The organism is Streptomyces sp. NPDC002868 (genome assembly GCF_055563295.1).
In genome coordinates this window covers 262,288-275,669 of the sequence record NZ_JBVHDR010000008.1, presented here as the reverse complement: position 1 = coordinate 275,669, position 13,382 = coordinate 262,288, and the positions used below count along the sequence as shown (strand labels likewise).

The window sequence follows — 13,382 nt, the reverse complement described above, 5'->3', positions numbered from 1 at the left end:
GCGCCTGCGCCTGCTGCTCCGGCTGGAGCGCCTGCTCCTGCGCCTGCGCCTGCTGCTCCGGCTGGAGCGCCTGCTCCTGCGCCTGCGCCTGCTGCTCCGGCTGGAGCGCCTGCTCCTGCGCCTGCGCCTGCTGCTGCGACCGCTCTGGCTTATGAGGCGGCAGCTGATCACTTGAAAACTCAGAATGGCACCATTGGGAATATGCGCACCCGCGCTGCGGGGCTGATCGTGGTCGCCGCGCTAGTGACGTCGTTTTCGACAGGACTTGGTCTAATCAATACCGATTCCAATAAAGGCGAAGTTATCCCTGCGTGGGAAGTCGGTGTTCTGGTAACTGTATTCGTGCTGATCGGATTGTTCTCGATGGCCGTCGTATGGCCAGCGAGATTCTGCTTCGGGCCCAGTCCTGCAGAGATTCTTCGCTGGCGCAACTTTGGACTTAGTGACGTAGATATCCGCAACTATATTACTGAAAAAATGATTGAGGGGATCGGGCAGAATGAGCGCCTTATTCGCGTAAGGGCAGTCTTTTTCCAAATAGCCATCACTCTTACCATCTTTGAGGTGGCTGTTGTCGTGGTCGCTGTCCTGCCCAAATGATTGGAAACTGCATATGACTATTGACGGCATTGGTGCCCGGCACCGGAGGACGTCCACGGACCGAAAGGCCCGTCGCAAGAAGTTGGCTAAGCGCGGCACGATCCTGATCACTGTGGGCGCGTTGCGGCTACGGTGGGCCAGGGCCGGTCGTCTCGCCAAGGGCCTTACGGTCATCGGCGTATTGGCCGGCGGAGCGTTCGCCGCATGGAAGTGGTGGGACAGGCAGGCCCACCCCGATTGGCTGGTGGAACCTCCCGCTGCCGCAAAGATCTCCAGCGGCAGTGACGATCTCGACCCGGAGGTGCACGCCAAGCAGGCCGGGGCGGGAACTGTGGACCGCGACGATCTCCGATGACATACCGCCCCCGAACAGAGCCACCATCGCACAGAGCTAATAGAAGCGAGGGTGACTCATGGGGTTGTCGTCGACGTTCCTTGGCTGTGCGCTATCAGCCCGCGGTGGACGGATTCCGCAGCGACGTCGGCCAACAAGTCGACGGACTCATCTGGAAGCTGTAGGGAGACTTGCCGGACGACGATGATGACAGGCCTGCCAGATCCTTCGCTGGCAACTGAGACGGGAACTGAGACGGACGAACAAAGGGGCGGCACCCCTTCGGGGGTGCCGCCCCTTTGTTCTGCCTGTTCAAGGCGGTAGAGGCCGTGACCGGAATCGAACCGGCGTAACTCGCTTTGCAGGCGAGTCCCTCAACCACTCGGGCACACGGCCGTGTGCATCCAATACGTCGACCGTAGGCGGGGCCGGGACACTGCTCAAGGGTTCCGCTCGGGACGCAATGCGACTGCCATACGGCGTTCACGGTTCATGGTCGTACGACCAAGGGACCAGCGGGGGGCCCGTCCAGAGACAGGGCCCATCCAGGGCCACGCCCCTTACTCTGAGGCTCATGACCGCCCTCGAACCCCGTGACGCCGAGGTCACGCCGCCGACCGATGACAGAGATGACAGAGACGCGGTGCCCGATGGCCAGGGCGTCCTCGGCAGGACGCATCGTGCGCTCAGTGTCGGCATCGTCTCCGTCGTCGTGCTGATCGCCTTCGAGGCGACCGCCGTCGGCACCGCGATGCCGGTCGCCGCGCGGGAGCTGCACGGCATTGAGCTGTACGCCTTCGCCTTCTCCGCGTACTTCACCACCAGCCTCTTCGCGATGGTGCTCTCCGGGCAGTGGGCCGACCGGGACGGGCCGCTCCGGCCGCTCGCCACCGGGATTTCGGCCTTCGGCGCGGGGCTGCTGATGTCCGGGACCGCGGGCACGATGTGGCTCTTCATCATCGGGCGGGCCGTCCAGGGGCTCGGCGGCGGGCTGGTGATCGTGGCGCTGTACGTGGTCGTCAGCCGCGCGTACTCGGAGCGGCTGCGGCCCGCGATCATGGCGGCCTTCGCCGCGAGCTGGGTCATCCCGTCGGTCGTGGGGCCGCTCGCGTCCGGGACGGTCACCGAACACCTCGGCTGGCGCTGGGTGTTCATCGGCATCCCGGCGCTGGTCGTCTTCCCGCTTGCGCTCGCGCTGCCGGCGATCCGGCGGATGGCGTCCGGGCCCGCGGATCCCGCCGCGACGCCGCAGCCGTTCGACGGGCGCCGGATCAGGCTGGCGCTGGGCATCTCGATGGGCGTGGGTCTGCTTCAGTACGCGGGGCAGGACCTGAACTGGTTCTCGCTGGTCCCGGCGGCGGCGGGCGCGGCACTGCTGGTGCCGGCCGCGCTCGGGCTGCTGCCGCGGGGTACGTACCGGGCGGTGCGGGGGCTGCCTTCCGTCGTACTGCTACGGGGCATCGCGGCCGGGTCCTTCATCGCGGCGGAGTCGTTCGTACCGCTGATGCTGGTCACCCAGCGCGGGCTGTCGCCGACGATGGCCGGGCTTTCGCTGGCGGTGGGCGGGGCGACGTGGACGCTGGGCTCGTACGTACAGTCCCGGCCGCGGGTCGAGCCGTACCGGGAACGGCTGATGGCGCTGGGGATGGTGCTGGTCGCGGCGGCGATCGCGACGGCGCCGAGCGTGCTGATCGCGTGGGTTCCGGTGTGGATCGTGGGGGTCGCGTGGGGCGTGGGCTGCTTCGGCATGGGGATGGTGATCGCGTCGACGAGCGTGCTGCTGCTGAAGCTGTCGGCGCCGGAGGAGGCGGGCGCGAATTCGGCGGCGCTGCAGATCTCGGACGGGCTGTCGAACGTACTGCTGCTGGCCGCGGGCGGTGCGGCGTTCGCTGCGCTGGGCGGGGGAGCGGTGGGGGCGGCGCACGTCGCGTCGGGGGCGTCGGGCTCGCACCCGGGGGCGTTCGCGGCGGTGTTTCTGCCGATGGCGGGGGTGGCGCTGGCGGGGGCGTGGGTGGGGACGAGGCTGCGGACGCGGTGAGGTCGGGCGGGGTGAGGGTGAAGTCGCCCAAGACCCGCGCACTGTGAGGCGGGTCTCAACAAGGCCCGCCTCGCCTCGTCTGCCGTGGGGTGCGACAGTCCCACCGGTAGGGTGGCCCGGTTGTCGTACCGACCGACGTGTACCCGAGCCCGTGAACCGGAGACCGTGACTACTACCGCCTCCCACCACCTCTCACCCGCCTTCCCCGGGCGCGCCCCCTGGGGTACCGCCAACAAGCTGCGTGCCTGGCAGCAAGGCGCCATGGAGCGGTATCTCCAGGAGCAGCCACGCGACTTCCTCGCCGTCGCCACCCCCGGCGCCGGCAAGACCACCTTCGCGCTCACCCTCGCCTCCTGGCTGCTGCACCATCACGTCGTCCAGCAGGTCACCGTCGTCGCGCCCACCGAGCACCTCAAGAAGCAGTGGGCCGCCGCGGCCGCGCGGATTGGGATCAAGCTCGATCCGGAGTACAGCGCCGGGCCGCTGAGCAAGGAGTACCAGGGCGTCGCCGTCACCTACGCGGGCGTCGGTGTACGGCCCATGCTGCACCGCAATCGCTGCGAGCAGCGCAAGACCCTCGTCATCCTCGACGAGATCCACCACGCCGGTGACTCCAAGTCCTGGGGCGAGGCATGCCTGGAGGCCTTCGACCCGGCGACCCGCCGCCTCGCGCTCACCGGTACGCCCTTCCGGTCCGACACCAATCCGATCCCCTTCGTCCAGTACGAAGAGGGCAACGACGGGATCCGACGGTCCGCCGCCGACTACACGTACGGATACGGAAATGCGCTGGGCGACGGGGTCGTCCGCCCGGTGATTTTCCTCAGCTACAGCGGCAACATGCGCTGGCGCACCAAGGCCGGCGACGAGATCGCCGCCCGCCTCGGCGAGCCGATGACCAAGGACGCCATCTCGCAGGCCTGGCGCACCGCGCTCGACCCGCGCGGCGACTGGATGCCGAACGTGCTGCGCGCCGCCGACAAGAGGCTGACCGAGGTCAGGAAAGGCATCCCGGACGCCGGCGGGCTCGTCATCGCGTCCGACCAGGACTCCGCCCGTGCGTACGCCAAGCTCATCCGCGAGATCACCGGCACCAAGGCGACCGTCGTGCTCTCCGACGAGACCGCCGCCTCCAAGCGGATCGAGGAGTTCAGCGAGAACGAGGACCGCTGGATGGTCGCGGTCCGCATGGTGTCCGAGGGCGTTGACGTGCCGCGCCTCGCCGTCGGTGTGTACGCCACGACCATCTCGACGCCCCTCTTCTTCGCGCAGGCGGTGGGCCGTTTCGTACGGTCCCGGCGCCGCGGCGAGACCGCGTCCGTCTTCCTCCCCACCATCCCCAACCTCCTTGGCTTCGCAGGCGAGATGGAGGTCGAGCGCGACCACGTACTCGACAAGCCGAAGAAGGACGGGGACGAAGACCCGTACGCCGAGTCCGAGAAGGAGCTCGCGGAGGCGGAGAAGCAGCAGGACGAGGACACGGGCGAGCAGGACATGCTGCCCTTCGAAGCCCTCGAATCCGACGCGGTCTTCGACCGAGTGCTGTACGACGGCGCCGAGTTCGGCATGCAGGCGCACCCCGGCAGCGAGGAGGAGCAGGACTACCTCGGCATCCCCGGGCTCCTCGAACCCGACCAGGTGCAACTGCTGCTGCAGAAGCGGCAGGCACGGCAGATCGCGCACAGCCGCAAGAAGCCGGACGACGAGGCGGACCTGCTGGAGCTGCCCGCCGAGCGGCGGCCCGTCGTCTCCCACAAGGAACTGCTGGAGCTGCGCAAGCAGCTGAACACGATGGTCGGGGCGTACGTCCACCAGAGCGGGAAGCCGCATGGGGTCATCCACACCGAACTGCGACGGGTGTGCGGCGGGCCGCCGAGCGCGGAGGCGACGGCCGGGCAGATCCGGGAGCGGATCAAGAAGGTCCAGGAGTGGGCGACCCGGATGCGGTGAGTTCCGCTCGTACCCAGGACCGCCCCCCACGGGCGCCCATCGAATGATTCCAGAGGTAATAGGTAGTTAAGGGCTTTCTGTCGCCTAAAGTCCATCGATGTCCGGATCTAAGTCCCTGCCGCGCCCGGATTCTGGACGAGGTCTTCCGCTGAGCGAACCAGGTCGCTACTGTCCCCGCATTGCACACGCCCCGTGGCAGCGCCGCCGCGGAGCGCAGCCGGTGCGCATGGCCTGCCGGCGGCCTCTGGGTGCGTCGCCAACGGGACCGGTGTCGTAACTTCCGTAAGAGGACCGCCGTCACTCACTCCGAAGGAGAGGGCGACGTGACCGCGGAGACCTCCCAGACGCTCGACCGGGGACTACGTGTCCTCAAGCTGCTCGCCGATACGGACCACGGACTGACCGTCACTGAGTTGTCCAACAAACTCGGTGTCAACCGCACTGTCGTCTACCGTCTGCTCGCCACCCTCGAGCAGCACGCCCTCGTCCGCCGCGACCTCGGCGGCCGCGCCAGGGTGGGCCTCGGCGTACTCCGCCTCGGCCGACAGGTGCACCCGCTGGTGCGGGAAGCCGCGATGCCGGCGTTGCGCTCGCTCGCCGAAGACATAGGGGCTACGGCCCATCTCACCCTGGTCGACGGCGCGGAGGCCCTCGCGGTCGCGGTCGTCGAGCCGACCTGGACGGACTACCACGTCGCGTATCGGGCGGGCTTCCGGCACCCGCTGGACAGGGGCGCGGCGGGCAAGGCGATCCTCGCGGCCCGTCAGGGCAAGTCGAACGAGCCCGGGTACACGCTCACCCACGGCGAACTCGAGGCTGGCGCGAGCGGCGCGGCCGCGGCGCTGGTCGGGGTGACGGGGATAGAGGGGAGCGTGGGCGTGGTGATGCTCGCGGACTCGGTCCCGGAGAGGGTGGGGCCACGGGTGGTCGACGCGGCCCGCGAGGTGGCGGACGCGCTGCGCTGACGCGGGGCGGGTGTCTGTACCGGGGTGCGGGTCCGCGGGGTGCCGGGTCCGCTGGGCGCGGTGTCTGTCCGGGGCGCGAGGTCCGCTGGGCGCGGTGTCTGTCCGGGGCATGGGGTCCGCTGGGCGCGGGGCGCCCGGTGCCCCGTGGGGCGAGCATCCCCGCCCGATAGATTGACGCCGTGCTCTCCAGTCTCACGCGCCCCCGCGCCATTGCCCTCTGCGCCCTCCCCGTCGCCGCGCTCTTCGCCGTCGCCGGGCTCGCGCCGCTGCCGTACGCCGTGGCGCAGCCCGGCTCGACCGCGAACGTGCTGGGCGAAGACAAGGGCACACCCGTCATCACCATCACCGGCGCGCCCACCCGTACGACCAAGGGCGAGCTGCTGATGACGACCATCGTCGCGACCGGGCCGTCCGCCGACGTCGACCTCGGAGATGTGGCCGGCGCGTGGTTCAGGACCGACCGCGCGGTCCTCCCGCACGACTCCGTCTATCCGGCCGGCAAGTCCGACGAGGAAGTCGCACGGCACAACCTCAAGGACATGCGGCAGTCGCAGGCCTTCGCCACCCGTGCCGCGCTCTCCTACCTCGGCGAGGACCCGTCGAAGGTGAAGGTCACCCTGCACCTCGCCGACGTCGGCGGGCCCAGCGCCGGGCTGCTCTTCTCGCTCGGCATCGTCGACAAGCTCGACGGGGACGGTGCGGGCGGGGATCTCACCGGCGGCCGCAGTGTCGCCGGTACGGGAACGATCAGCGCCGACGGCAAGGTCGGCGCGGTCGGCGGGGTGTCCCTGAAGACCCAGGCCGCGAAGCGGGACGGCGCGAGCGTCTTCCTGGTGCCCGAGGGCGAGTGTTCGGACGCGCAGGCCGAACTCCCCGACGGGTTGCGGCTGATCCCGGTCACGGCCCTGAAGGACGCGGTGGAGTCCCTTCGGGCGCTGGAGAAGGGCGGCAAGGTCCCGAGCTGCTGACGGAGCCCACGGCCGGCGCGTCCGCGTCGGCGAGGCGGGCCCCCGGCAGGCACGTCCCTGGCGAACGGGCCGGCGGCAGGCACGTCCGCGCCGACGACCGGGCCCCGCCGCGCTCATGCGATGCGCGCGGTCCGTGCGGGCGGCTGCCGCTGCACCAGGCGCAGGCCCAACTCGACGAGCGTCCAGCCCAGTCGCGTACGGAGGTTCTTCCGCGGCCGGCGGTACCTGGCGGCCTCCGCCTGCAGCTCCGCGGCGCGCAGCGCATGCAGCTGGAGATGTATGTCGGAGTGCATGTGCGGTGATCCCCTCAGTCGGTGGCGCGCGGGAACGCGTGCAGATGGAAGCGGACCTGGGCGGAGTCCTGTGTGCCGGTTTCCACTTCCAACTCCCGGTAGCTCTCGATGAGTTGGTGCATTTTCTCGTTCAGCTCATCGGTGAGCTCCGGAGTCAGCCGCAGGGTCCAGTCGCTGAGGTCCGCTGCCTCGATCCAGGGCTTCGGCCAGTCGCCCAGCGTGCCGACGAAGGTCGTCAGCTCCTGTCCGTGGATGGACGCGACCTCGTGGATGAAGAAGTTCGCGGCCCCGCGGACGGATGGATCGGGATTGCTGTAGAGGTCGTTGTTGAAGCGGATGGACTGGTACGAAGCCTTCCACCAGCGCTCGCGTCCCTTGCCGTGCTCCGGGGCGTCCTCCACGAAGCCGTGCGCGGCCAGCTGGCGCAGGTGGTAGCTGGTGGCCCCGCTGGATTCGCCCAGGGCGGCGGCGAGTTGGGAGGCGGTCGCGGGACCGTCGGCACGCAGCTTCGACAGCAGCCGCATCCGCAGCGGGTGGGCGAGCCCGCGCAGGGTGCGCGGGTCGAGCTCGTGGACCTGTTCCTCGGGAATCTCCGGCATGGCACCGACTGTAGAGTTGCAAAGGAGCCTTTGCAAGAGGTTCTTTGCAACCAGTTCTTTGTAACTAGCCCTTCCTGGCTGACAGTTGACTAACCGTTCTTGATGAAGCCCTGCTCGATCAGCCAGTCCTTCGCCACCTTGTGCGGGTCCTCCCCATCCACGTCCACCTTCGCGTTCAGCTCCTGCGCGATCTGTGTCGTCAGCCGCGCGCTCAGCGGGTTCAGCAGCTCCGCGATCGCCGGCCACTTGTCGATCGTCGCGCTGTGGATCTCCGGCGCCGCGTTGTAGTTGGGGAAGAAGTGCTTGTCGTCCGCGAGCGTGTCCAGATCCATCTCCTTGATCCGGCCGTCGGTGGTGTACGCCTCGCCCAGCAGGCACGAGTTGGACTTCGACACCTGCGTGTAGATGATCCCGGCGTCCATCTTCTTGATGTTCCCGGCCGGGATCTCCATCCCGTACGCCTTCTGCATGCCCGGCAGCCCGTCCTCGCGCGAGGCGAACTCGTTCTCCACGCAGAGCGTCACCGCCGACGGGTCCTTCTTCGACAGCGCCGCCATGTCCGACATGGTCTTGAGCTTGTACTTCGCGTTGTTCCGCTTGCTGATCGCCAGCGTGTACGTGTTGTCGAGCGTGGACTGCGGCAGCCAGGTCACGCCGTTCTTCAGATCGGCGTTGTGCACCGCCTGCCACTGCGCCTGCGGGTTGACGATCGGCTTCTGGTTGCCCAGATAGGTGATCCAGGCGGTTCCGGTGTAGTCGTACATCGCGTCCGCGTCGTCGCCCACGATCGCCTGGCGCGCGCTGATCGAGCCGGGCAGGTTCGTACGGTCGAGCACCTCCGCGCCCGCCGCCTTGAAGATCAGGCCGATCATCTGGCCCAGGATGATGTTCTCGCTGAAGTTCTTGGAAGCGACCGTCAGCGACGCGCCCTTGAGCGGCTCGCCCCTGCCGACCGGGCCCGGCGTCACATCGTCCACCATCGGCGAGCCGCTCTTGAGCCCGCAGCCGGTCAGGCCCGTCAGCGCCAGTGTGAAGGCGACCGCCCCGCTCAGCGCCGTGCGCACGTACCGCATCACGCCTCCAGTCCGCGCGGCGTCAGCGCCAGTTCGGCCAGCGAGGCCAGCCAGTCCACCAGCAGCGCCAGCGCCACGGTCAGCACCGAGCCGAGCACCAGGACCGGCATCCGCTGGGTCTGGATGCCGGAGGTGATCAGGTCGCCCAGGCCCCCGCCGCCGCCGAAGGTGGCCAGCGTCGCCGTGCCGACGTTCAGCACCAGCGCGGTCCGCACGCCCGCGAGGATCAGCGGTACGGCGAGCGGCAGTTCGACCTTCGTCAGCGTGCCCATCGCGGACATGCCGATCCCGCGCGAGGCTTCCACCAGCTGCGGGTCGATCGCCTTCAGACCTGCCACCGTGTTGGAGAGCACCGGCAGCACCGCGTAGATCACCATGCCGATGATCGCGGTGGACGGGCCGATGCCCAGCCAGATCACCAGCAGCGCCAGCAGGCCGATCGCCGGGGTCGCCTGGCCGATGTTGGCGGTCGCGGTGACCACGGGGGCCGCGCGGCTGAGCCCCCGCCGGGTGAGGGCGATGCCCAGCGGGATCGCGATGATCAGCACCCAGAAGGTGGAGATCGCGATGAGCTGGACGCTCTGCCACAGCCGCAGCTGCACATTGCCGCCCGACAGCGAGTTCTCCGCGATCGCGTCGAGGTCGGCGTTGGAGATCCACAGGAAGGTCACCAGCAGCACGACGGCGAGCACGGCGGGCATGACCACCAGCTTCTGCCAGGTGAACCGGGGCGGGGGCGGTGGTGGCGGCGCCGGCTCCCGTTCCTCCTCGGCCAGCAGGTCCACCTCGGCCTGAGAGGGCTCGCTCATCCGCCCGCACCGCCCTCCAGCTCCACCTCGGTCCGGTGGTGGCGCAGATGCTCCAGATCGTGCTGGTGCTCCATGGCGGCGAGCCGGTCGGCCTCCAGCATCTCCTGTACGGAGTTCATCAGCGTCTCCATGTCGACGACGCCGATGAACTCGCCGCGCCGCCCGGTCACCGCGACCCGCCCGCTGGAGTCGGTGAGCACCGCCTCCAGCGCGTCGTGCAGTGTCGCGTCCCGGGTCACCGTGTCGTGCACCAGCTGCCCTGCCCGGGCCAGCGACCCCTTGGCGCGCATCAGATCGCCGCGCCGCAGCCATTTGTACGGACGGTTCCTGCGGTCCAGCATCAGCAGCTCGTTGTACGGGCCCTCGCTCAGCTTGTTGAAGATCGACTGGAGCGGGTCGTCCACGGTCACCGTCGGGAAGTCGGCGATCCCGACGTCTCGTACGCGCGTGAGATTGAGCCGCTTCAGGGCCGCGCCCGCGCCCACGAATCCGGAGACGAAGTCGTCCGTCGGATTGGTGAGGATCGCCTCCGGGGTGTCGAACTGTGCGATGTGCGAACGCTCCCGCAGCACCGCGATACGGTCCCCGAGCTTGATCGCCTCGTCGAAGTCGTGGGTGACGAAGACGATCGTCTTGTGCAACTCGTGCTGGAGCCGGATCAGTTCGTCCTGCAGATTGTCGCGGGTGATCGGGTCGACCGCCCCGAACGGCTCGTCCATCAGCAGTACGGGAGGGTCCGCCGCCAGCGCCCGCGCGACGCCCACCCTCCCCCTGCCTTCGGCGGGGGGACCCCCAGCTGCTGGCCGCCCGACAGCTGCCGTGGATAGCGCCCGTGGAACTCCCGCGGGTCGAGCCCCACCAGATCGAGCATCTCCTCGACCCGGTCCTTCACCCTCGACTTCGACCAGCCGACCATCTTCGGTACGAGGGCGATGTTCTCCGCGACCGTCATGTGCGGGAAGAGCCCGGACGACTGGATCGCGTATCCGACCTTGCGGCGCAGCTTCACCGGGTCGATGTCGGTGACGTCCTCGTCGTCGATCCTGATCCGCCCGGATGTCGGCTCGATCAGCCGGTTGATCATCTTCAGCGTGGTCGACTTCCCGCAGCCGGACGGACCCACCAAGATCACCGTCTCGCCGGGCTTGATCTCCAGCGAGACGTTGTCCACGGCCGGGCTCGCGCTGCCCGGATAGCGCTTGGTGAGGTTCTCCAGCTGGATGCGGGCGCCGGAGGCGGCGGAGGCGGCAGCCGTCTCGGTCTCGGTCTCGGTCTCGGTCTCAGTCACGGATCCCCCTGGAAATGGTCAGCCGTCCGAGCAGGACGTACGCGGCGTCGAAGAGCAGGGCGAGGATGACGATGCCGACGGTCCCGGCCAGGACCTGGTTGATCGCGTTGGCGCTGCCCAGCGAGGCGATGCCGCGGAAGATCTCATTGCCGAGCCCGGGCCCGGAGGCGTACGCGGCGATCGCGGCGATGCCCATCAGCATCTGGGTGGAGACCCGGATCCCGGTGAGGATCGGCGGCCAGGCGAGCGGCAGCTCCACCCGGAACAGCCGGGCGGTCCGGGACATCCCGATGCCCTTGGCGGCATCCACCAGGGAGGGGTCCACGCCGCGCAGCCCCACGATGGCGTTACGGACGATGGGCAGCAGCCCGTACAGCGTCAGGGCGATCACCGTGGGCGGCACGCCCAGGCCAACCATCGGGATCAGCAGACCGATCAGGGCGAGGGAGGGGATGGTGAGGAAGGCGGCCGTGGAGGTGATGGCCAGATTCCCGCCCCAGGTGCTGCGGTAGGTGAGCAGCGCGATCAGGATGCCCAGCAGGGTGGCGATGACCATGCACTGGAAGACGGCGCTGGCCTGCTGGAAGGCGTCGGTGAGCAGCTGTTGGTGGTGACCCGCGAGATAGTCCCAGAAGCTCACACCGCTTCACCTCAGACCTCGTCGTCCTCCGCGGCCTGCTCCACCAACGGAATGATCCGCAGGGTGACCGGATTCTCCATGACGATCGCCGTGGACGCCCGCACGATGCCATCAAAACCGACAACCCGGTCGATCACACGTTGAAGATCGGCGTTGGAACGGGCGACGAGCCGGCAGAGCATGTCACCGTGACCGGTGGTGGTGTGCAGCTCCAGCACCTCGGGGACGCCGTCCAAATGGGCGCGTACGTCCGCGCCTTGTCCCTGCTTGATCTCCAGCGTCGCGAAGGCGGTGACGGGGTAGCCGAGCGCCGCCGGATCGACGTCCGGGCCGAAACCGCGGATGACGCCATTTGACTGAAGACGGTCCAGGCGGGCCTGCACGGTGCCGCGGGCCACACCGAGGCGGCGGGACGCCTCGAGCACACCTATCCGCGGCTCGCGCGCCAGCAGGACGATGAGCCGGCCGTCCAGATGATCGATCGCCATGGGTGTCTCCCGAATGGTCATCCTGTACAGATAGCCCCTTCATAGTGCGCATACGCAATGCATATTGCCCAGAGTAAACTCAAACTATTGCGCACCTTGTGGATCGGAGGGAGTCTGCGGTCATGACTGAGACCATCGATCACACCCCGGACACCGCGCGCAAGGCAGACCCCTTCCCGGTGAAGGGAATGGACGCGGTCGTCTTCGCCGTCGGCAACGCCAAGCAGGCCGCGCACTACTACTCCACTGCCTTCGGCATGAAGCTGGTCGCGTACGCCGGACCGGAGAACGGCAGCCGCGAGACCGCGAGTTACGTGCTGACCAACGGCGCCGCGCGCTTCGTCTTCACCTCCGTCATCAAGCAGTCCACCGACTCGGGCCGCTTCCTCGCCGATCATGTCGCCGAGCACGGCGACGGCGTCGTCGACCTGGCCATTGAGGTGCCGGACGCGCGGGCCGCGTACGCATACGCCACCGAGCACGGCGCCCGCGGCATCACCGAGCCGTACGAGATCAAGGACGAGCACGGCACTGTGGTGCTGGCCGCGATCGCGACGTACGGCAAGACCCGGCACACGCTGGTCGACCGCTCCGGCTACGACGGTCCGTACCTGCCGGGCTTCGCCGCCGCCGCCCCGATCGTCGAGCCGCCCGCCAAGCGCACCTTCCAGGCCATCGACCACTGCGTCGGCAATGTCGAACTCGGCAGGATGAACGAGTGGGTGGCCTTCTACAACAAGGTCATGGGCTTCACCAACATGAAGGAGTTCGTGGGCGACGACATCGCCACCGAGTACTCCGCACTGATGTCGAAGGTCGTCGCCGACGGCACGCTGAAGGTGAAGTTCCCGATCAACGAGCCGGCGATCGCGAAGAAGAAGTCGCAGATCGACGAGTACCTGGAGTTCTACGGCGGGGCGGGCGTCCAGCACATCGCGCTCGCCACGAACGACATCGTCGCGACGGTACGGTTCATGCGCGCGGCGGGAGTTCAGTTCCTGGACACCCCCGACTCGTACTACGACACGCTCGGCGAGTGGGCGGGCGAGACCCGCGTGCCCGTCGAGACGCTGCGCGAGCTGAAGATCCTCGTCGACCGCGACGAGGACGGCTATCTGCTGCAGATCTTCACCAAGCCCGTGCAGGACCGGCCGACGGTCTTCTTCGAGATGATCGAGCGGCACGGTTCGATGGGCTTCGGCAAGGGCAACTTCAAGGCGCTCTTCGAAGCGATCGAGCGCGAGCAGGACAAGCGCGGAAACCTGTAGCGGTTGGCCTGCCAGTACTTGCGGCCCCACGGATCCTGACCCGTGGGGCCGCTGAACTGCTTACGATCG

At 68.4% G+C, this 13,382-nt stretch carries 12 protein-coding genes, 1 tRNA gene and 2 pseudogenes; 7 read left to right on the top strand and 8 right to left on the bottom strand.

The window, feature by feature from the left end:
* Window positions 1-201: 201 nt before the first annotated feature.
* Together ACZ3H8_RS24685 and ACZ3H8_RS24680 are read left to right on the top strand one after the other, a co-directional pair.
* Window positions 202-600: a hypothetical protein gene (locus ACZ3H8_RS24685; RefSeq protein ID WP_467405242.1), complete on the top strand. Its 399-nt coding sequence runs from the start codon at window positions 202-204 to the stop codon at window positions 598-600.
* Between the two features lie 130 nt (window positions 601-730).
* A pseudogene (locus ACZ3H8_RS24680) lies at window positions 731-955 on the top strand (DUF5324 family protein); the annotation flags it as partial.
* A 303-nt stretch (window positions 956-1,258) separates the two neighbouring features.
* On the opposite strand, the gene ACZ3H8_RS24675 reads toward ACZ3H8_RS24680, so the two are convergent.
* Window positions 1,259-1,330 (bottom strand) — tRNA-Cys (locus ACZ3H8_RS24675).
* A 178-nt stretch (window positions 1,331-1,508) separates the two neighbouring features.
* On the opposite strand from ACZ3H8_RS24675, the gene ACZ3H8_RS24670 reads away from it, so the two are divergent.
* From ACZ3H8_RS24670 to ACZ3H8_RS24655, 4 genes are all read left to right on the top strand, one after another.
* Window positions 1,509-2,972: an MFS transporter gene (locus ACZ3H8_RS24670; protein WP_467405239.1), complete on the top strand. Its 1,464-nt coding sequence runs from the start codon at window positions 1,509-1,511 to the stop codon at window positions 2,970-2,972.
* Window positions 2,973-3,137: 165 nt separating this feature from the next.
* Window positions 3,138-4,922 carry a DEAD/DEAH box helicase gene (locus ACZ3H8_RS24665; RefSeq protein ID WP_398989833.1) on the top strand — a complete coding sequence of 595 codons (1,785 nt, stop codon included), beginning with the start codon at window positions 3,138-3,140 and terminating at the stop codon, window positions 4,920-4,922.
* A 323-nt stretch (window positions 4,923-5,245) separates the two neighbouring features.
* Window positions 5,246-5,887, top strand: a complete 642-nt coding sequence (locus tag ACZ3H8_RS24660) for an IclR family transcriptional regulator (RefSeq protein ID WP_356226496.1) — start codon at window positions 5,246-5,248, stop codon at window positions 5,885-5,887.
* Between the two features lie 179 nt (window positions 5,888-6,066).
* Complete coding sequence (locus ACZ3H8_RS24655) at window positions 6,067-6,855, top strand: S16 family serine protease (protein WP_467405235.1); 789 nt, start codon at window positions 6,067-6,069, stop codon at window positions 6,853-6,855.
* Window positions 6,856-6,968: 113 nt separating this feature from the next.
* Here ACZ3H8_RS24655 and ACZ3H8_RS24650 read toward each other — a convergent pair whose 3' ends face one another.
* The 7 genes and pseudogenes from ACZ3H8_RS24650 to ACZ3H8_RS24620 form a co-directional block, all read right to left on the bottom strand.
* Window positions 6,969-7,148: a hypothetical protein gene (locus ACZ3H8_RS24650; protein WP_467405234.1), complete on the bottom strand. Its 180-nt coding sequence runs from the start codon at window positions 7,146-7,148 to the stop codon at window positions 6,969-6,971.
* A gap of 14 nt (window positions 7,149-7,162) precedes the next feature.
* On the bottom strand, window positions 7,163-7,747 hold the full coding sequence (locus ACZ3H8_RS24645; protein ID WP_398989837.1) for an ArsR/SmtB family transcription factor: 585 nt from the start codon (window positions 7,745-7,747) through the stop codon (window positions 7,163-7,165).
* 89 nt (window positions 7,748-7,836) lie between these two features.
* The gene (locus tag ACZ3H8_RS24640) at window positions 7,837-8,820 is read right to left on the bottom strand and encodes a glycine betaine ABC transporter substrate-binding protein (RefSeq protein ID WP_467405231.1); all 984 of its coding nucleotides are present in this window, start codon (window positions 8,818-8,820) and stop codon (window positions 7,837-7,839) included.
* The gene (locus ACZ3H8_RS24635; RefSeq protein ID WP_467405229.1) at window positions 8,820-9,629 is read right to left on the bottom strand and encodes an ABC transporter permease; all 810 of its coding nucleotides are present in this window, start codon (window positions 9,627-9,629) and stop codon (window positions 8,820-8,822) included. Before ACZ3H8_RS24635 ends, ACZ3H8_RS24640 begins: the two co-directional genes overlap by 1 nt.
* Window positions 9,626-10,917, bottom strand: a pseudogene (locus tag ACZ3H8_RS24630) (ATP-binding cassette domain-containing protein). The gene ACZ3H8_RS24635 and the pseudogene ACZ3H8_RS24630 overlap by 4 nt, the downstream one beginning before the upstream one ends.
* Entirely contained in the window at window positions 10,910-11,557 is a 648-nt protein-coding gene (locus tag ACZ3H8_RS24625) for an ABC transporter permease (RefSeq protein WP_467405226.1), read from the bottom strand. The pseudogene ACZ3H8_RS24630 and the gene ACZ3H8_RS24625 overlap by 8 nt, the downstream one beginning before the upstream one ends.
* Window positions 11,558-11,568: 11 nt before the next feature.
* Complete coding sequence (locus ACZ3H8_RS24620; protein ID WP_467405223.1) at window positions 11,569-12,045, bottom strand: Lrp/AsnC family transcriptional regulator; 477 nt, start codon at window positions 12,043-12,045, stop codon at window positions 11,569-11,571.
* 122 nt (window positions 12,046-12,167) lie between these two features.
* Here ACZ3H8_RS24620 and hppD point away from each other — a divergent pair, with 122 nt between their 5' ends.
* Window positions 12,168-13,313 (top strand): 4-hydroxyphenylpyruvate dioxygenase, encoded by a 1,146-nt coding sequence (hppD, locus tag ACZ3H8_RS24615; protein ID WP_467405221.1) that lies wholly within the window; start codon window positions 12,168-12,170, stop codon window positions 13,311-13,313.
* The last annotated feature ends 69 nt before the right edge of the window (window positions 13,314-13,382 follow it).

Excerpts from the sequence above, each read along its gene's own strand:
- ACZ3H8_RS24685 (WP_467405242.1), top strand. The coding sequence starts at position 202 with ATGCGCACCCGCGCTGCGGGGCTGATCGTGGTCGCCGCGCTAGTGACG.
- ACZ3H8_RS24670 (WP_467405239.1), top strand. The coding sequence starts at position 1,509 with ATGACCGCCCTCGAACCCCGTGACGCCGAGGTCACGCCGCCGACCGAT.
- ACZ3H8_RS24650 (WP_467405234.1), bottom strand. The coding sequence starts at position 7,148 with ATGCACTCCGACATACATCTCCAGCTGCATGCGCTGCGCGCCGCGGAG.
- ACZ3H8_RS24645 (WP_398989837.1), bottom strand. The coding sequence starts at position 7,747 with ATGCCGGAGATTCCCGAGGAACAGGTCCACGAGCTCGACCCGCGCACC.
- ACZ3H8_RS24640 (WP_467405231.1), bottom strand. The coding sequence starts at position 8,820 with ATGCGGTACGTGCGCACGGCGCTGAGCGGGGCGGTCGCCTTCACACTG.
- ACZ3H8_RS24635 (WP_467405229.1), bottom strand. The coding sequence starts at position 9,629 with ATGAGCGAGCCCTCTCAGGCCGAGGTGGACCTGCTGGCCGAGGAGGAA.
- ACZ3H8_RS24620 (WP_467405223.1), bottom strand. The coding sequence starts at position 12,045 with ATGGCGATCGATCATCTGGACGGCCGGCTCATCGTCCTGCTGGCGCGC.
- hppD (WP_467405221.1), top strand. The coding sequence starts at position 12,168 with ATGACTGAGACCATCGATCACACCCCGGACACCGCGCGCAAGGCAGAC.